Below are 19,460 nucleotides of genomic sequence, written 5' to 3'. Positions count from 1 at the left end.
CCGTGGAATCGTTAATGATCGTAATATCATCAACCGTGCCAATTGTAATACCGGAGAAACGAATATTATTACCTACCTGTAAACCACTTACGTTATTAAATGTAGAGGAGATTGTAAAGACGGGCGTGAATAGGTTATTCTTTTTGCCAATAATAAACAGTACCACTGCAAATAGTAAAATACCTCCCAGAATAAACAGACCCAGCTTTATTTTATATGATTGTGATGTTGTATCCATAGTAAATTGTTTTTCTTTATTGAAAAGAAAATGATTGAATGTATTCGTCAGTTGATTGTTTGAACTCTTCCGGTTTTCCTTCTTTAAAAACAGTGCCGTCTTTCAACATGATCATACGGTTAGCAGTATGTAAGGCACACTTAATATCATGTGTGATGATGATAGAAGATGTTTTATATTTCTTCTGAACATCCATAATAAGCGCACTGATCTCATCTGATGTAACAGGATCAAGTCCGGTGGTTGGTTCATCATACAACATGATCAACGGATCAACCACAATCGTCCTTGCAAGACTGATACGTTTGCGCATGCCACCTGATAGTGCAGATGGCATTTTGTTCAATGCATCTACGAGGTCAACATTCTCTAACACTTCCTGCACCTTTGCTGCAATTTCATTTTCAGTCAGCCCTTTTTTTATTCGTCGCAATGGAAATTCGATATTCTGTTTCACCGTCATTGAATCGTACAACGCACCGCTCTGAAAAAGAAAACCGATCTTTTGCCGCAGTTCATTTAATTCTTTTCGTTGTAGGCCGGTTACATCCTGTTCAAGTATAGTAATGCTGCCACTGTCAGGCTTCAGTAGTCCTACCAGGCATTTTATTAATACTGATTTTCCTGAACCGGATTTTCCCATTACCACAAGGTTTTCACCCGAAGCAAGTTGAAGCGTTATATCTTTCAATATCTCCTGGCTGCCAAATGATTTTTTCAGCTGCCTGATATCAATAACCGGGTTTTCAACAGTTGTTTTCAGTACTGTATTTGTTATATCCTGTTCTGTTACATTGTTCATGAGATAATGAGATCAGTTATTTGTACAGCAATCATATCTACAATAAACACCAGTAACGATGCCATTACAACGGCAGAGGTAGCTGCAACACCCACACTTTGTGTGCCACTGCCGGCATTATATCCTTTATAACAACCAACCAACCCAATAACCGCACCAAAGAAGAATGTCTTGATCACGGCAGGGAGTACATCGATCATTTCAACAGGTGCAAACGCCTGTGAAAAAAACAGGACAAGTGATACATCGCCCTTAATATTAGCGCCGGCCCAGCTGCCTGCAATACCCAGTGCATCGGCATAAATAGTGAGCAATGGAATCATGATAGTTGCCGCTAATACTCTTGTTACTAATAAGTATTTAATGGGATTGATGGATGATACTTCCATCGCATCTATTTGTTCGGTCACTTTCATTGACCCAAGTTCAGCACCCATGCCCGAACCAATTTTACCTGCACAGATAAGTGCGGTAATAACAGGACCCATTTCTCTGATGAGTGAAAGACTAACCATGCTCGGCAACATCGTAACCGCACCAAAATCGGCTAACACCGGTCTTGATTGTATAGTTAATACAAGACCCATAATGGCTCCCGTAATAGAGATCAACGGTAATGATTTGTAACCGATCTGGTAACATTGCCGGAGAAATTCTTTGAATTCAAAACCACCGCTGAATGTTTCCCTGATAATGCGTCCCACAAATAAAAAAATGTCGGCAATATCTGTTAAGAAGTTGCCCGCATCTTTTGTATTTGCAATCGCCTTTTCACTGAGAAGAACAGTTTGTTTGCCGGCGATCGTTTTTAATTTTCCTGCAGCTTTAAGTATAGCCATATTTTTTAATGATTGATCATCAATACATCTGCAACAGGATTTATTTTTTCAGGAAACTGATTGGCAATACCATTGGCAAAAATTTCGGCCATCAGTAAAACATCTGCATGGGCTTTATCATAAGCAATAATATCGGCAGGGTAGTCTTTATTGATACGGCAAACAGCCTGTGTTGTGGTAAATCGTAACTGGTCTTTAATGATCAGTTGTATTTTATCTGTTGCCCAATAGCTGTTAATGTCTGCAAGAAAGGAAGCAATGGCATCGGCATTTGCATACCAGCGGTCATTTGCTTCCTGCAATTCAACTTGCTTTTCTTCTTTGGCAAACTGCATCACTTCAACTGAAATACTTACATGTGCCTGCAACAGTGCGGTTAATTCCTCGCCAGCTTCATTACCATAAAATGGTTTGAGGGCGTTACCTATTTCAATTTTATTTTGTTGCAGGCGCTCAATGGCCAGTGCAGTTCCCGGTAATTCATCTACAATACAAAGCATTACATTCCTGTTCCAGGCAACATGTTGCTCCCACAAATCAACCATTTGAGCATTTAATTCCACATCTCCTGAAAATGCTGCAGCTGAATTAGCAATTGCGTTTTCTTTTGATTCAGGGTTACCTTTTACAGCGGAGTAACCAAAAAGAAAAATAACTAATAGTACTTGTAAAAAAGTAGAGATACTATCCCTGGTAAAGCGTTTCATGTGTTAAATAATGTAAGTGACAGGAAAAGCAATTGCCTTTCCGTTTGCAGGTTAGTGCAAATTGAATATTGTTGTTTATGATGTTATGGCAAAAGCATTCACTTGCCATCCCATACAAACAGTTGCAAAGGGACAGGTATTACTTTTTTGGTCTGAAGGTGATTGTTGCGGTTTTTTTAAAGAAGGATAATCAGGAGAATGATAATGAGGAGGAGAACTCCAACTGAAAGGTATACACCACCGCTTATGACTTTCAATTCTTTTTTAAGCTCTTTTTTCTCCTTACGTAATGCCTTTTTTTCTTCAGCGGATAAAGCAGATCTGTCAATAGCTTTAACCTCTGCAAGGCGTTGCGTTAATTGTTTAACACGTACTTCAGTTTCAACACGAACCGATGAATCGGAAACAACGTTGGCAAAAGCCGGAGCTGCAAGAAATAGCACAAATACCACAAGGATGTATTTTACTGTTTTCATGATCTTGTAATTAAATGATTGAGAAAACCTGCAACGATTGCGGACACAAACTATGCCAACCTCGTGCAGTGGGCTAAAGGTGCTTCAAATCTGATTATTGGCTGTTACAGGCTTTTAATCAAAACTTATATCATTCACACATTTTGCGAAATGGCATGCGAATTTGGCTGTTTGCACCTGTAATTCAGGGGGTTTGTTGGTTCCGGACAGCAAAAACTTAATACAGAATTCATACAAACCTGCCGAAAAGTTCTCAACTTTAAGGAAACCATTTTTTATGAACTGGCCCGTTATCATTGGAGTAGGGATTTTATTGATTGCATTGGTTGTTTTTCTTATTCGAAGGAATATGAAAGACGAAGAAGAATTTGAGCACCTGGTGAACGAAGATTACCACAAATCAAAGGATGAAGAAGGGGATGTGCAGATAGACGAAATAACAAAGTGATAAGTTATTTCACTGATTGAAATGGTTTTTACTTCGTCATGTCTGTAAGCGATTGCATAAAAGCAACCAGCTGTATCTTCTCTTGTTTGGTTAGGTTTAATGGATCTGTTGGCAATGTCTGGTTGTCGGTCTTTAATCCTATTCCGGCACCACCACCTTTGTTATAAAATTCAACTAACTCCTCTAATGTCTTATAGACACCGTTATGCATGTAAGGTGCTGTGAGTGAAATGTTACGAACCGTAGGAGTTTTAAATGCACGGAATAACTGTGGCATCTGATGCTGATCGTAGCGCCCTTTATCGGTGTCCTCTATTGTGCCTGATGCATTTGCAGGTGTACCCAACACTTCGCTTTCTGTTTTTGAAAACGACGGAGGAACTGTTCCGTTGAACAAGGGAAGAAAATGACAGGTGCCGCATTTTGCTTTGCCTAAAAAAAGATTCATGCCACTGATCTCTTCCTTGTTTAGTTGGCTGCTGTCCCCATTCATATAGTCATCGAAACGTGAATTGAAAACTGCCAGTGAGCGGATATAACTGGCCAATGCATTCTGTATCTGCCACGCTTTGATCGAATCAGTTGATTGAAACGCTTTGCTGAATAATTCTTTATACGAAACTTGCTGCTGCAATTTTACAGAAGCATCGTTTAAAGAGCCATGCATTTCATCTTTGTTGGCAATTACATCAGCTGTTTGCGATTCAAGATCAGGCCGGCGCATATCCCAAAATTGTCCATGTTGTAATGAAGCATAGTTTAGTGATGCTGCATTTCGTTTAATAAAGCCGCCATTCAGCGAAACACTTGTAACAAGACCGTCAGTAAAAGCTTTTTCAGGTGAATGACAACTGCCACAGCTGCGTTTATTATTGATCGAAAGAACAGGGTCATAAAACAATCGCTCACCTAATTTTATTTTGTCTGCATTGCTTTTGTATTCGGGAGATGGGATAAATGTATTTACATCAAAACTATTTGCAGCAAATAAGGTGGGTGCATCACTTCTGAAAGGTCTTCCATCATTGATGAATGGAATTTTTGTTGCTACCTGGAAATTGTATAAGGTAAGGCTGATAGGGTTAAGATGTTTCGTAATAAAAACAGCACGGTCAAATGTTTCGAAATGATGTTGTTGCTTACAAAACCTAATAGCTTCCTGCAGTTGTTTGTGCAGGGTAGTAATTTCTTTATCGTTGTTATGTGCAACTGATTTTTGAAGGAGGCTGAAATAATGATCAACTGACTGTAAGCTCCACGCTGTTTCTGTAATTCCATTCAATGCAATGGGGTTATCAAACCCGGTAATTCCAAGTGTGGTGATCCGGTGAACCTGCAGGCGCAAGGCATCCATCACCTGTGCTTCAGTGAAGCTGATTGCACTGAAATGGTTTTTCATACGCTCACATGTACTTTGCAGAATTTTATATTGACGAATAAGTTCATGCCGGTTACTTGTATCAAGGGCGGGATAGATCAATTCTTCTATTACCTGGAACCCTTCCGGTTCAAACGCAGTATTCTCTTCGATCTCCAGTTCATCTAATGCCGGGCCGTTTACAAACCTTGCAGTGGTGGGCATAAAATATTCTATTGCCCATTCAACTTGCTTGTAGCTGGATCTTGCTTTTTCAAATTGAGTTTGCAGCGTTTTGCTGTCAGTATCAGTATCCGCTGCGTACTGCAAACTGTCTTTGATGAACAACTGCAGCGTTTCAATTTCTTTTACAACTTCCTCTCTTATTACATCAACAGAAGGGGCAGGCTTATTACAGAATTGTAATGATGTAAATAAGCTGAGTATAAGAAGTGTAAATAACGCTGCGTTCTTTTTCATGTTGTAAAACCTTGATCAAATAAGAAAGGAACCTCTGCATAAGCAGAGGTTCCCGATGTTGCCCCTGGTATAATTATCTTGGTACGTTACGGAGAATAACGGTTTGCCCGCCTTCACGGTTTATGTTCAGGCCACTACCGTCAGGATTGAAAAATTTGTTATCCTGCCATGTGTGTGGATGAATGTTTGCAAGGAAAGTTCCCGGTACACCAACAATATCAGAGATATCCCACATTGCACCCCATTCCCAGCTGCCCAAACGATTATTGTTAACCGTATTATACTTGCTGTTCCATGCTGCATCTGTTCTGTTATGCTTCATGTTCAGGAATGGTTTGTTTTGTTTGGTTTTGATATCATACTGCCAAACATAAGAATCATGTGTAGCGCCTGGGTAATAGGAGTCACCATCTTCCTGTATGTAAACAAAGTTTTCAGTTACACATACATTATCCGGATTAATGATGCCTGTGCCCGGAGTAAGATCTCCATCAACCAATACTTCCAGTTTTCCTTTTGTAGGATCACCCGCTTGCATGGTTAATTTGTACAGACGTCCCCACATAGTATAACCTGTTTGGTTGGTTTCACCATCTGGAGACTGTCCTGTAGCTACAAAATAGATATCACGATTATTTGATGGATTGCCTTTGCCATAATCAACATCTTCAACCCGTGAAAAACGGATAGCACCTAAAGCATTTGCCTGTGTATTGATTTGTGCACCGCTGATGTTTTTTGCATTTGGTATTTCAACAAATTCCACATCATAAGAATTGCCAATGGTCATATCAAGTTCAACCTGGTTGCCATCTTTGCGTTTCAATGCAAAGAAGCTGCCATTGTTTAAATCGCCTACAGTATTACTCATGTACATTGCTAACTGTCCTGCACTTAAATGACTGCTGCTGTAACTTTGATCTTCGCCAATCATTACAATTGTTTTTCCCGGATAAGCAATTTTGGTAAGCGGCACAGCATTTTCCATACTTGCTTTACCAAGTGCCGGTAATACACGATCAGTCCTGGCTTTGTCACCAACAAGACTGCCGGGATGTATACCATGTACCATGCTTTCCTGGCCGCTTTCACCGGCAGTTAAAAACAAAGGACCAAAGCCATGCTCTTGCGGAGTGGCCATTGTTGCAGAGCATAAACGCCATACACCACCAATTGCATCAACAATATATTCGCCTTTTGTGGGCTTCAATGTTTTGTCGAGAAAAACTCTTGATACTGATCTGATGATCTCGTGATTGGTAATAAGCACATAGCCATCACTGTTAGGATCTTTTAATAAACCTGCACCATCAGGCTGTGCACCATACACAAAACCAGGTGAATTACTTAACACATCATCACTGCTGAGCAGTGTGTAAATGCCCACATTATTAAATCCCGGCATTGTAAATGCAAGAGCAGGGTTTACTGATTTGTTGGCAAATTCAATGTCGTTGTTGTAGAAATTTTTGTTCTCATTTTTAGAGCAGGAAGAGAACAACAACCCTGCAATGGCAACTGATGCCAGTGAAACTGAACGAAGCATAATGGTAAGTTTTGTTGCGGCTAAGATGAGCGTGCAGTGTTTCCAAATTGTTACTGCAAAATGAAGAAGCCGTTAGCAAATTGTTACCCAAACTGTTTTGTTTGATTTTTTGTCACCGTCTGCCTGCAGTAATAAAACAACTTTCAATAAATGTTTTTTCTTTTCTTTACAGTTCATGGACATCCTCTCATTGTATCCTCTCTCATACTGGGTTTTTATTTTACTGGCTGCTTTTGCTATTGGATTGGCAAAAGGCGGATTGAAAGGTGTTGATATGCTGGCCGTAACTATTATGGCGCTTGTGTTTGGAGGAAAATCATCAACTGGTATTGTATTGCCTTTGTTATGCGTTGCAGATATTGGTGCAGTATCGTATTACAACCGCCATGCACAGTGGAAACATTTCTGGAAATTGATTCCGTGGATGATCATTGGTATTTTGCTCGGGGTATTTTTGGGAAAGGATATGGATGAACAGGTGTTTCGGAAAGTTATGGCCGTTATCATTGTTATTACCATTGCCATTGTGTTATGGATGGAATTCCGCAAATCAACATCGGTACCACAGCATCCTTTGTTTGCAACCGGCACCGGTTTAGCTGCAGGCTTTACCACAATGATCGGCAACCTTGCAGGTGCGTTTGCAAATCTGTACTTTCTTGCCATGCGTTTACCAAAGAATGATTTTATTGGTACAGCCGCATGGATCTTTTTAGTGATGAATTTATTTAAACTTCCATTCCAGGTGTTTTACTGGAAGAATATCAATTTGCAAACACTGCAAACCGATCTCGTGTTATTACCTGCATTGCTGCTGGGTTTTTTACTTGGAATTCGCTTAACAGAAAAAATAAAAGACCTGCATTACCGTAAGATGGTGTTGCTGTTAACATTGGCAGGCTCAGTGTTGATGTTGCTGAAAAGGTAAAGCAGCTGTTACCCAATCCTGACTCTACATCTTTTTAACGGATCCAATCATCAATCACATCACCGAGATCACTGATGCCTAAGGTGAACCAGAAAATAAAAAGTGCCAGAACAACTTTTACAGCAAAGGGAATGGCAAAGCCAAACCTCTTCATCAGCAAATCATTTACCGGCGGTAAAAAAAGTAAAGAAAGAAGCAGTCCAATTATTCCCGGAACCGGATGTATCAGTATCAGGTTTAGCATTCCTATGGTAAACACAAGTAAGCCTAATATCCAACTGATAATAGTGGGTATGCTGAGTTTTTGCTGCATAATAGTTTCTTTAGTCATGATTAATCAGAAGTCTCCCAGCATCAGTTCGATCTTATCGAACAATTCACCTACACCTAATGATGCCCAGATGATAAAGAAGCCAAGACCAATTTTTAGTAATCCAATTTTCGGAATGGAGAAACCTGTTACTTTCTTGAAAAGCTCACTTACAGGAAGAAAATAAACGAAGGAGAGTAGAAGAAAAAAAATTCCGAACCCTGCGTCGTTTCCCCAAAATGTATTCACAATACCAATGGCAAAAACAATGATGCCAAAGATCCGGCTGATAACAGTTCCAATGTTTAGTTTGTAGGTCATACAGAAAGTTTAATATTTTAAAAGCACTTTGAAATACAAAGTAAGTGTATATTTGTGAACCAGTCAAATGATTTTAAAAAATATTGTTTGCGTGTTGGGAAAGTTGAACTGCTGTTTAGCGAACTGTGGTTTCCAGGCTGCCTGTTACGGATTGTAGCTGTTGATAGTTAACCAAATAGAAATGAGTTGTGTATGAAAATGTTTGTTGATAATAACTCGGTTGTGCGAAAGATCTGGGGCAAGAGTGATACTGTGCTGTTTATTTTTGCAGGAGCTTCGGCAGAGTTTGCACTCAATAAAGCTGTGGAATGGCTTTATTTTACAGGCAAATTGCCTTCCGATCCATTGGGTCGTTTATTTTCTACAGTTTCCTATGCCAGAAAGATTGTTTTCTCTTCAACAGATGAAGCCAATAAGGCAATTGATACCATGCATCACATTCATGCGGCTGTAGAACATAGCCGTGGATACAACATACCCGACTGGGCTTACCGTGATGTGCTGTTTATGCTGATCTATTATTCCATTGCCTCGTATGAGCTGCTCGAAGAAAAATTAAGTGATGAAGAAAAAGAAGAAGTGTACAACGTATTTTATCGTGTGGGTGTAAGAATGCAATTGAAAGAACTGCCACATACCTATGTACAATGGCTTCCGGTTCGGGAAGCACATTTAACAGCCGATCTGAAGAAGAGTGAATACACGGCCGATCTTTTTAAACAATATAAAAAGCATCTCGGCACCATGCGGTTTAAAGTGTTGATCGAAGGACAAAAATTAGTGGTGCCGGATAAAGTAAAAGAATTGTTGCAGTTCCGTGATCATTCGTTGCTTACTCCCGTTGTGCCGCTGTATAAGATCAGCAGACTGATGAAGATGGACTGGATGCTTAAAAATATTCTGTTGCCTCACGGCTATAAAGCACAAATAAACGAACTGGATGTCTATGCGGGATAAAAGCTGATCAGGTCAGTCGCTACACTTGCTTTTTATTCTTCCACTTAAAATAAAAATAGAGAGGGATACCTGCTGCAGTTAACAGCAATCCAAAAACAGAATTGATGATGGTCGACTTCCCTTCAACATAATTTGTAATGTCGTTATAAAGTGTGGTAACAATATACAACCCTGTAAAAAGTAAAAATAAAATTGGCACCAGCGGGTAACCCCATGCTTTGTACGGACGTTCTGCATTTGGCATGCGTTTTCGTAAAATGAAAAGCCCCAGTATAACAAGTCCGTAAAATACCCAACCAATAAAAATAAACATATCAGCAAGCAGATCAAACGAACCACTCAACACAAACAAACTGCTCCACACACCAAGAATCAGAACAGCATTACCCGGTGTATGAAATTTCGGATGCACTTCACCTGCATGTTTAAAAAATATTTTCGAATCACTCATTGCAAAAATCACTCTTGCGCAGGCAAGCAGGTTTACATTGGTTGATCCAAAGGTTGAGATCACGATCAGTAAGGCAATGGCTGTTCCGCCAACTGAACCCATTACCACTGCTGCTGCATCGCTGGCAACCAGCGGCGATGTAGCCATTACTTCAATGGGTAATACATAAATGTAGGCGAGTGTAACCAGCATATAAATAATGATGCAGGTCCATAAGCCGATCATCAAACTGCGTGTAATATTTTTAGATGGTTCTTTCATTTCACCTGCTACCATGTTGAGATTATTCCAGCCATCGTAAGCGGCAAATGCTCCTGTGGTGGCAGCCATAAACGCACCAATCAGTTTCCATCCCGTTAGGTCAAAGCCGGGTGCATTGGTGATGAAATTTGCTGTATCACCCTTACCCGAAAACAAGAGACCCAATACCAGTAATAGTATGGCCGCTGTTTTTAAAACGGTTGCTATAAACTGCACGGCATTGCCTGAACGCACACTCAAATAATTCACTACACTTAATCCCATGATCATAATGATCGCTAATGCCTTCACTCCGAAATTCTGTAATGGAAAAATATCTCCGATCAATGGAATGTGTAACACAACTGATTGCTGAACTTCTGTACTGAATTGCGGCAGAGCAATAAAATAACCGGTGTAGGAAGCAAACACAAAACCAATAGCAGCAATAGAAGCGGTATTGATCACTGCAATACTTGCCCAGCCGTAGAGATAAGCAATAAAATCGCCGAAGGCATAGCGCAGGTACACATACTGCCCGCCTGTTTCAGGAAACATGGCACCCAGTTCAGCATAAGCCATCGCACCAAACATCGAAACAACGCCTGCAATAAGCCATACCAATAAAATTAAATAAGGAGAACCCAACTGTGCAGCCATGGTAGCCGGCTTCATAAAAATATTCGCACCAATAATACTACCGATCACAATAGACGTGGCAGACCATAGGCCAATGGTTTTTTTCAGCTGGGTTGGTGACATACAGTGGGATGGTTTGGTACTTATCTCAGCTGCATTTTGTACTGCTGAAATTGTTACTCAATATAACTGAATAAAGTGAAAGCTGAAGTCCGCTTTTGGTAGTGACACCTTTTGGCAGACGTTTTTAATCCTGTGCACCAACGGGCAAGTATTGCCGATGGTGGGGAATTTTATATTCGTCCGCCGGAACCGCTGCTGATTGTTCCAATGTCAAGCCCCACTATTGGCAATACCAATGTTGACTGATGTTATTCTTCGTTCACCCAACCGATGAGATTTGAAAGCCACGGAATGCTTATTATCGTCCATTTATTTGTTTGTTTTGACCAAGTCATAAATCCTTTTGGATATGCAAGATTAGAACCAATGTCACCAAACTCTACAGCAATTACATCTTCACCGACTACTTCATTTGAACACCAAAGTTTACCTATGTCTATGTTATTGTATTTTAGAACCGTTCCGTCTTGTTCTGCTTTATTGGCTGTCGAAAATCCAAAGCCTAATTCATAAAAAGGATAATCTATTAAAAGTCGATTCACTGTATCTACTAAATGATAAGACCAGCCACTACTTCTATAAATTAATTGTCCAACATTGTCAATAAAAAATCTTCCATTTGTTTTTCCATTGCTGACTGAATCCAGAACAAAGAATACTTGGTCAGAATTAGTGGTTATGTCATATTGACGAAGTGTAACTTTTGAATAATCTTTTTTCTCATCGTCAAACTTAGTCTCATGTACGGCATAGAGAAAAGTATGATTGTTTAGCCAAGTTGTTTCTATTGTTGGGAACTGACTTGAGTACATTATGTTAGGTCCGTGTCCAGCGTCTTGAACTACCAATTTCTTTTTACTGTCGGAATTGTATAACCATATTTTGTATGGAAGTTTTGATTGGTCTATCGAGAGATAATGTAATTTGTCTGGGGAACTTCTCCTGTTTTTGTCTTTATCCAATTTATCTTGATTGATAAATTTGTATTGTCTTGATTTTAAATCCAGCATTAAGTAACCAGTACCAGTAAATATATTATCCCTGTGAAAAATTAAAGTGTCGCCCTGTGCTGATATAAAGTCGTCGCTTTCTTCCATGACCAACGACTTAGTTTTAATGTCTATTACATTTCCTATACCTGATATTACATACCTGTTTTTATAAATAAAATTTATTCCAAGATCATACCTAACATATGAGCCTGCAATACCTTTTCTATTGGTAGGCACGCCAAGTATTGTGTCTTTTGAAAGCAAAAGTCCATTTGCAAAATTGTAAGAAACGAGATATGTAAAGTTTCCAATTCGTGGACTGTCTATTCTGTATTCTGCGACAATAAGTTTTTGGAGCTTTGTCTGTCCAAAGCAATTTGCACAGAGTAGGAAATATGATATTGATAGTAGGGTCTTCATAATATCAGCCAACGGCAACGCATTGGCGATGTGGCGGTATTCTGTGTTCCGTCACCCTGGCCGACTGAAGCCGAATAGTGATTTGAAGTTGAAGTTATATTTTTTTGTTGATAGATGTTCGGTCAGCCGGATATGTAGCTCATCTGTGTTACTACAGTTGAAACACGGTATTCGTCAGCCGCCATATACGCCAATGCAATGTTAGCGGCATACCCTTCGTCCCGCCAATATTTATTTGTCAGGAAGAATAAGAAATTTGCCTGTTTGTGATTCATTCTTTCCTGTCACTTTGATATAATAAACCCCATTTTGAATATTTGAACCTATAGAAAGGTATGCTCTTACAATTCTGTTTATAGACTTTCGTTGAGTAGAAAATAGCCTTTGTCCGATTTGATTAAAAATTTCAATTGTAACGACTTCGTCTTCTTTTAATACCATGAACGCAGTGAAGTCGCCCCTGTTCGGATTGGGATAAATTTTTACAGAGTTGGTTGGGTCTAATGGAGTAACCGGAGTTGTAACCAAAGTGTCATTATTTGTTAGTCCATTTTTTATGGTCGTGTCTGCAGGAATGACAAGTACCGGAATTTGGGAATTTTTAGTAAGATAAGTAGCCCTTAAAATTGTGCTTCCGACCGCTTTTCCTCTCAATACATCTCCATTCGAAATGATAACATAGTTTGTGTCTGTTAGCTGGAGTTGTACGCCAGTTAAGGAATTTAAGTCGTAGGTATTTCCGTTTGCAAAGTATGCTCTTAATGGTATCGCTGCTGTATTATTTACTTGTACAATTAGTGTATCGCTAAGGAAAGCAATATTTTGTAATGGAGTAGTTTGGTTGATATTAATTGTAACAGTATCGTAGTCAATCAAATTATTGTCTTTATAACCTATGGCAATAAATCGCATTTTGCCAAAAGCATTGGCTGGTATTTGATAGTTAAAAATGCCGTTTGTGAGAGTTGAGTCAATATAGTTAGAATTATTTGATAAGTTAATACCCTCAATAAGAACCCTGTTTACACCATTGCTTGTAGTAACATTAATCGGAAGAACACTTCCCGGATTGTAGTTTTCATTTGTGGTAGGCGAATTGATTTTAACGGTATTCAATAATCTATTAAATGTTGAAGGCTCGGGTGTGGCAACTCTAAAATGGGTATTATTTGCAACTGGGCTGAAGCCGTTCTGAGTAAAATAATTAGTATTAGATGAATTTATGTTCAAGGCAGTAATAAGCTCATTTAATACAAACGAATTATTATAAGAACCATTATGAAAAATATTTGGATATGTACTTCTTGCAAAAGATGGAACACCTCCGGATTGCGAGGAAGTAGAAACTACTAAATCGTTTTGCTGACTGTAAAATAAATAATCTACAAAACCATTTACACTCATGGAAAGAGTTGGAGCTGCTGCAGCAAAAACTAAGTGCCAGAAATTGTCATTTATTACTTGCGATGTGGTTATTATAACATGGCTTGGTACAGTTCCATTATTAAGTGTCGCTGAATTTAAATATGACAATGCGTTGCTGTTTATAGATAAATCTGCAATTGCTCCATTATAAATTGAACCATTGAAAATTTGATTTGCGAGGGGTTCGGCAACTATTCTGGCAGCGTCTGCTGTAACACTGTTTGTGTTTGTTAACAGATTTGCTATAGGCGAGCCAGAGTGGGGAGTATTAACTGTTATTAATTTATGTAGGTCTTTTTTTTGCGAATACGCAGTTGATTGGAGATAATATCTTGTAACAAGTCCGCCCATGCTATGAGCAATTACATCCACCTTCCCTGCTGATATATTATTATTTCTTGCTCTTGTAAACAATGTATTAATGTTGGAAGGAACAACAAACCTATTATCATATAAATACACATCATTTGATGATTCGTAATTTGCCCGCAAAGTAAGCAAAGGCAAATAGTAACTGTTATTCTCTAAATGGTTATCAACGGTCTCAAAAGTAGAAAATGCACCCCATAAACCATGTACCATTAGTAGGGGAGCCCTTAGTATTTCTAACGGTATACTGAAAATCGTTTGATTAGGGTTATTAAAATCTACAATCCTTATCTGGTCATTTTTAGAGGGCCTGTAATTGGATGGTAAATATTTGGGGTGAGCAAACTCAGCCGTTACGATATTACCATTAACCGTATAATTAATAAAATAGCCTGATAAATCTGAATTACTTCCGAAGGGGTCACTTGCAACCCAAAATTTAATATTTGCAGAAGGAGTACCAGTATTATTAGTAAAAGAAATTTTTGTTGCGGTTGAACCATCCGCACAAACTTTTATTATTTGTGATGTTTGGTTGGTTGTTCCTGTCCATAATATTTTAGGATTGGGAAAGGTTGAGTTATTTCTAATTACGTTACTTATTGTAATGGTTGAGGGGGTCGTACTTATACCAGTTCCGCTACAGGCAATTGTATTTGTGCCGCTGCTTGCATTTGAGTTTACAGTAATTGTTCCGCTATAGGATGTTGCTGCTGTGGGGGCAAATGTTACGGTTACATTCTGGCTGCTCCCGGCGGCAATACTTCCGCTGTTCCAGTTGCCGCTAAATCCCGATGGATAATTTATTGAACTAACATTTAAAGCAGCATTTCCGGTATTATTGATTGTTAACGTTCTTTGTGAAGTACTGCCGACCGCAACATTACCAAAAGCTAAATTACCACTCAAACTGATTGAAGGGCTTGCGGTCGTTGTTCCAGTTCCGCTACAGGCAATTGTATTTGTGCCACTGCTTGCATTTGAGTTTACAGTAATTGTTCCGCTATAGGATGTTGCTGCTGTGGGGGCAAATGTCACGGTTACATTCTGACTGCTCCCGGCGACAATACTTCCACTATTCCAGTTGCCGCTAAATCCCGATGGATAATTTATTGAACTAACATTTAAAGCAGCATTTCCGGTATTACTAATTGTTAAGGCTCTTTGTGATGTGCTGCCAACAGAGACATTGCCAAAAGCTAAGTTGCCACTAAGATTAATAATCGGAGAGCCGCCTCCAGATAAAGTAGTTGAAGAGGTGCAATTGCTGTAAGCCGATGTGCCGCAATTATTTTTAGCAGTCACATAAAAAGAGTACTGGGTATTTGAGTTTAAGCCAGTAATCGGTACGTTAGAAGTTGATGTGGTATTTGTATAGAAAGTTCCGACTGTGCCACAAGTACCTTGACGCATAAAGATGTCATAGTTGGATGCCCCGCTTGAAGGTGTCCACGATAAATTAATTTGTGAAGATGAAACCGTTGTTGATGATAAAGAGTTAATCTGGTTTGGAGTATTGCAAGTATATGTTAGGCTTACATCGTCAAGCCTAAAAACTGTTGCATTGGTCGGTCCGGATGCAGTTTGAAAGTTAAGCCTTATTGTTTGTCCAAAATAGGTTGATGGAACAGAAAAAGAATAGGTTTGATATGTTTGACACCCCGGCAAAGAGCCTCCATTCAAATTTGAAAGCTGATTAAATGTATGTAATAGAGCCATACTTGTACTTCTAAACTGAGCTTCAAAAACGTCCGCTACAGTTGTTGTCGTAGTTTCATAAGTATTGATTGAGATTTTATAAGAAAGAGTAGCTGAAACAGCAAATGACGGTATTGTTACTTGTTGATACATGCTTCCAAACATGTTGTTTGCATATGAACCATCAGAATTGCCTGTATATGCATATGCAGGAGAACTGTTTGTATTGTTGCAAGAAAAAGCGGAGCTAATCCACCAATATTGACTGCCCAATGTCCAGCCGTTATTGCCACCTGAAAAGTTGCCATTTGTTATTAACTGGGTTTGTCCGTTTAGATGCAAACCGCTTACTATTAATATTGCCAATATAGTTCCACTTTTCATATAATAAATTTACTCTTTTTAAAACAAGGTCGGCCAATAAGAAGGTCAAGATGTTGTCCAAACTGAGGAGAGTGTCAATAGGGCTGCCGCTAACGTTCACAGCTTTGCGGTCGGCGGGGCAATTTATTAACGTCGCCCCTGGCGACGAGTGCTGAACGTTGATACTAAAGATAAAATTTTATTCAAAAGCTTAATAGATAAATGTCAACCGCTACAAATGCTAAATAGAATTACAGGTGATGACCGACGCTTTGCGTCGCCCCCCGCTGCCGCAAAACTGCATGTAAGTGGCATGTAGCTTTCGTTGCGTTATTCAGGTGTTACAATTCCTTTTGACAAGTCATTTAAGAATTTCTCAGGGTCGCCAACGAAACGATTTGCATTTGATAATTTAATTGTGTCAAACAAAGCAATCATTGAAGGTTGATAAAGTCTGCCTTGTCTGTCCATTAATAAACAGTCAAACTGTGTCGCAAGTGAAAGAACTTTATCTATAAAGTTTTTGTCAAGTTGTCGAAGGTCAAGTCTGCAACTTACTTCTTCAACTATGTTTGTCGAGTCATTAAAGCAAACAGAAATATCATTTGTGTCTGTGTCACCAAAACTTCTAAGTCCATCAGAATTCTGTGTCCAGCTTTGTATGTCACCAAAAGTTTTTAATAATGGCAAAAAGTTATCAATCTTGATATTTAGGTCGAGCCACCAACGAATTGTCAATGCGTCTTCAAATTCTGGCTCTTGGTCAAGGTCAGAGTCTTGGAAATAATCATTCCAGCTTTCTTTGTCCATTGAGAGTTGTGTCGGAACTTGTCCGTACTTATTAAGCAACGATTTCTTTGGAATAAAATAAATATGAAATTGCCAGATTGCCATTGATGTTTTAATTAGCGGAGTGTCGCTTTGCTATTGCCACTTACGGGCAGGGCTTTATGCAGGTTGGGAATTAGTATTCCGTCCGCAGACAACCGCTGCTGATTGAAAATATAAAGTTGAATTTAAGAACTAAAGTTGAAAGTTGTTTGTCCAGCTCGAACCAAAGCTTGGGTTTGCTATTGGCTGATGTTTCAATGTCATGCCCAACTTGCATAAAACCCAATGTTAGCGGCTGCCTTGTGAAATAGTTGAAGTGTCAAAAACTTATTTATTATGGTGGTTGCTATTTTTATAGTGTTCTTTCAAAAGGTCAATTCCATAGTCACCATTAAAATCTCGCCAAACTGTATGAACATGATTAGCATTGGACTGTGTATTGTCTAACTCAATTAAAAACGTTTTTCCTTGAATTCTGTAGTAATGTGGCTCTCCTACTTTTGTACTTCCAGCCCATCCAAAACTTATTTGATTAAAATCTTCTGATATGATTCTTTTCATTCTAAGTTTAGCAATCTTAGTTGGCATGTTAGAGAGATAAGTTACTATTAGTTGATTTAAAAAATGCTTTTGTTCAAAAGTCAGGTCTTTTGCTATGATTCCCACTGTGTCAAAAGGGACAACTTTTGGGGAAACTTTAGTTACGATATCTGCAAATGGAATAAGTTTAAATATTGCTTTCAACTTTTGTTCCTGTGTCAATGAGTTTACCAGTTTAAATCCAAGTTCTTCTTCTTCCTTAAATATATTTTTTTCTTTGCCCTCACCTTTAGTTCTAACAGCAGGATAAACTCCAAAAAAGAAAGGAGCAAATGCCAATTGATTATTTACAATTGTATAATTCAGTGCCAGATGATGTCCTCCAAATTTCCAACCCCAAACTTTATCTTTCGCAGGATTGCCGTAAAAGGCTACAAAATAATTTTCAGGAATACGTCCTTTACTATTAGGTTCCAGTTCTTTCAATAAATACTCGGTATTCATAATGTCCTGAGACCGTGTATAACCATTGCTGCTCAAATAAGTCTTAAGCAAATTGTAAATATTTTGTTTTTGGATGCTGTCTAATTCTCTTATAGCAATCCCTTGTCTGGGGACACTAGAAGCAGGAACATAATGCCAGTCAAAACGTGACATCGTATCAAAAGGGAACACAGTTTTACTCTTTTGTACACTGTCTAAAGAATTAATGAACGTATTTGCTATTGATGAACCAGTACTGTTATTCTGTGATAAAGAATAAAAAGGCAAGATAAGAAGGAAATAAAATAGTCTCATAATAAAATGTGTTGGTTAAGGTTGCCGCTAACGTTCAAAGCTTTGCGGTCGGCGGGGCAAATGTTTTACGTCGCCCCTGGCGACGAGTGTTGAGCTGTGTTACTAAAGATAAAATTTTATTCAAAAGCTTAATAGATAAATGTCAGCCGGTACAAAAGCTAAATAGAATTACAAGTGAAGACCGACGCTTTGCGTCGCCCCCCGCTGCCGCAAAACTGATTGTTGTAGGCAGTATTCGTAATTTAAGTTATCCTATTATTTGTGGTCCTGATGGAACTTTTGTCACGGAACGTTTTAATATTTTGCCAGTGAATATGTCAATATACTTGTCAAAGATTTTTATATAACCATTTTTGTCAGCTTTATTGTCCTGATAGCGAATTAACCAAACTATAGTCGTTGACTTATCAGAAAATTTTTCATGGGGAAATGGAACATGGAGAATGTCAATGTCGGTGACACTTTTAAGCGGGTCAATTTTGTCTTCTTTTGCAACTTGAATTGCTTTGCAGCATGAAATAAATTGCGAAAAGAATTTGCTGTCAGGTATTGAAGGAAGTTTCCCATGTAATAGACCAAAATTTTTATTAAAGTCCAACCCAAATTTATATTGTATGGATGAATTTATTCTAATCTGTATAACAGCTCGATAGTTTAATTCGTTCTCGTTTTCTGGCTCACCAAAAATCTTTCTTATTTTCAGAATTTTACAACTATCGCTAATGCGTTTAGAATAGTTTTGGGTCAAAGATGCCCTTATTGAATCTGAGATCTTTTTAAATTCGTCGGAGTTTATTTCAATTGGTTTAGGATTTAACTCATCATATTTTTCATCTTTGTCAAATACACGGTTTTTTGTTTCATCCAAATAGCTTTTCAGTTCGTAGTTAAACGGAGTTCCGAATACAGTTTTTGTCTTACAATATTGACCTTGAGCTTTTGTCAGAAGAGTTAAAAACAGAGAAAAAGTCGTCAGTAAAATTGTTTTCATTTGAATTATGAGGGTTTTCTTATTGCCTACAACGTTCGAGGCTTGCCGCAGGGCTGGAATTGTTGCTGTGTCTGCCCGGCAACTGAAGCCGATTAAAAAACTGAAGTTGAAGTTAACAACTAAAAGCCAAATAGAATTCGGTCAAGCCCGATATTAGCTGATAGTAGCACA

18 protein-coding genes are annotated in these 19,460 nt (G+C 38.7%); 3 read left to right on the top strand and 15 right to left on the bottom strand.

The window, feature by feature from the left end; genetic code table 11:
• From VK159_RS08055 to VK159_RS08035, 5 genes are all read right to left on the bottom strand, one after another.
• Positions 1-238, bottom strand: a 238-nt coding sequence (locus VK159_RS08055) for an MlaD family protein (protein WP_324229615.1), incomplete at its 3' end; no start/stop codon positions are given.
• A gap of 16 nt (positions 239-254) precedes the next feature.
• Positions 255-1,040 (bottom strand): ABC transporter ATP-binding protein, encoded by a 786-nt coding sequence (locus VK159_RS08050; protein WP_324229614.1) that lies wholly within the window; start codon positions 1,038-1,040, stop codon positions 255-257.
• The gene (locus VK159_RS08045; RefSeq protein WP_324229613.1) at positions 1,037-1,879 is read right to left on the bottom strand and encodes an ABC transporter permease; all 843 of its coding nucleotides are present in this window, start codon (positions 1,877-1,879) and stop codon (positions 1,037-1,039) included. Before VK159_RS08045 ends, VK159_RS08050 begins: the two co-directional genes overlap by 4 nt.
• Before the next feature lie 5 nt (positions 1,880-1,884).
• Complete coding sequence (locus VK159_RS08040) at positions 1,885-2,586, bottom strand: hypothetical protein (protein WP_324229612.1); 702 nt, start codon at positions 2,584-2,586, stop codon at positions 1,885-1,887.
• Between the two features lie 176 nt (positions 2,587-2,762).
• Complete coding sequence (locus VK159_RS08035) at positions 2,763-3,062, bottom strand: hypothetical protein (RefSeq protein ID WP_324229611.1); 300 nt, start codon at positions 3,060-3,062, stop codon at positions 2,763-2,765.
• A gap of 277 nt (positions 3,063-3,339) precedes the next feature.
• Between VK159_RS08035 and VK159_RS08030 the strand changes: the two genes are divergently transcribed.
• Positions 3,340-3,510 carry an LPXTG cell wall anchor domain-containing protein gene (locus tag VK159_RS08030; RefSeq protein ID WP_324229610.1) on the top strand — a complete coding sequence of 57 codons (171 nt, stop codon included), beginning with the start codon at positions 3,340-3,342 and terminating at the stop codon, positions 3,508-3,510.
• Positions 3,511-3,538: 28 nt separating this feature from the next.
• Here the strand turns inward: VK159_RS08030 and VK159_RS08025 are convergent, their stop codons facing one another.
• Together VK159_RS08025 and VK159_RS08020 are read right to left on the bottom strand one after the other, a co-directional pair.
• Entirely contained in the window at positions 3,539-5,347 is a 1,809-nt protein-coding gene (locus VK159_RS08025) for a cytochrome c peroxidase (RefSeq protein WP_324229609.1), read from the bottom strand.
• Between the two features lie 73 nt (positions 5,348-5,420).
• Positions 5,421-6,893, bottom strand: a complete 1,473-nt coding sequence (locus VK159_RS08020) for an alkaline phosphatase PhoX (protein ID WP_324229608.1) — start codon at positions 6,891-6,893, stop codon at positions 5,421-5,423.
• Positions 6,894-7,068: 175 nt separating this feature from the next.
• On the opposite strand from VK159_RS08020, the gene VK159_RS08015 reads away from it, so the two are divergent.
• Complete coding sequence (locus VK159_RS08015) at positions 7,069-7,821, top strand: sulfite exporter TauE/SafE family protein (protein WP_324229607.1); 753 nt, start codon at positions 7,069-7,071, stop codon at positions 7,819-7,821.
• 34 nt (positions 7,822-7,855) lie between these two features.
• Here VK159_RS08015 and VK159_RS08010 read toward each other — a convergent pair whose 3' ends face one another.
• Both VK159_RS08010 and VK159_RS08005 read right to left on the bottom strand, forming a co-directional pair.
• Entirely contained in the window at positions 7,856-8,134 is a 279-nt protein-coding gene (locus tag VK159_RS08010) for a hypothetical protein (RefSeq protein ID WP_324229606.1), read from the bottom strand.
• Positions 8,135-8,158: 24 nt separating this feature from the next.
• Positions 8,159-8,452: a hypothetical protein gene (locus VK159_RS08005; protein ID WP_324229605.1), complete on the bottom strand. Its 294-nt coding sequence runs from the start codon at positions 8,450-8,452 to the stop codon at positions 8,159-8,161.
• Between the two features lie 192 nt (positions 8,453-8,644).
• On the opposite strand from VK159_RS08005, the gene VK159_RS08000 reads away from it, so the two are divergent.
• Positions 8,645-9,409: an oxygenase MpaB family protein gene (locus tag VK159_RS08000; RefSeq protein ID WP_324229604.1), complete on the top strand. Its 765-nt coding sequence runs from the start codon at positions 8,645-8,647 to the stop codon at positions 9,407-9,409.
• A 19-nt stretch (positions 9,410-9,428) separates the two neighbouring features.
• On the opposite strand, the gene VK159_RS07995 is transcribed toward VK159_RS08000, so the two are convergent.
• The 6 genes from VK159_RS07995 to VK159_RS07970 form a co-directional block, all read right to left on the bottom strand.
• Entirely contained in the window at positions 9,429-10,862 is a 1,434-nt protein-coding gene (locus tag VK159_RS07995) for an APC family permease (protein WP_324229603.1), read from the bottom strand.
• A 248-nt stretch (positions 10,863-11,110) separates the two neighbouring features.
• Positions 11,111-12,286 (bottom strand): hypothetical protein, encoded by a 1,176-nt coding sequence (locus VK159_RS07990; RefSeq protein WP_324229602.1) that lies wholly within the window; start codon positions 12,284-12,286, stop codon positions 11,111-11,113.
• Positions 12,287-12,505: 219 nt separating this feature from the next.
• Positions 12,506-16,150: a choice-of-anchor D domain-containing protein gene (locus tag VK159_RS07985; RefSeq protein ID WP_324229601.1), complete on the bottom strand. Its 3,645-nt coding sequence runs from the start codon at positions 16,148-16,150 to the stop codon at positions 12,506-12,508.
• 309 nt (positions 16,151-16,459) lie between these two features.
• Complete coding sequence (locus VK159_RS07980; protein WP_324229600.1) at positions 16,460-17,023, bottom strand: hypothetical protein; 564 nt, start codon at positions 17,021-17,023, stop codon at positions 16,460-16,462.
• 264 nt (positions 17,024-17,287) lie between these two features.
• Positions 17,288-18,298, bottom strand: coding sequence for a DUF3500 domain-containing protein (locus tag VK159_RS07975; RefSeq protein WP_324229599.1), 1,011 nt, complete (start codon positions 18,296-18,298; stop codon positions 17,288-17,290).
• Positions 18,299-18,545: 247 nt separating this feature from the next.
• Complete coding sequence (locus tag VK159_RS07970) at positions 18,546-19,289, bottom strand: hypothetical protein (RefSeq protein ID WP_324229598.1); 744 nt, start codon at positions 19,287-19,289, stop codon at positions 18,546-18,548.
• Positions 19,290-19,460: the final 171 nt, after the last annotated feature.

Origin of the sequence: Lacibacter sp., from assembly GCF_035299325.1 — a bacterium.
In the GTDB taxonomy this organism is placed as follows: Bacteria; Bacteroidota; Bacteroidia; order Chitinophagales; family Chitinophagaceae; genus Lacibacter.
The sequence above is the reverse complement of the archived record's forward strand: the minus strand, read 5'-3'. Positions and strand labels throughout refer to the sequence as shown.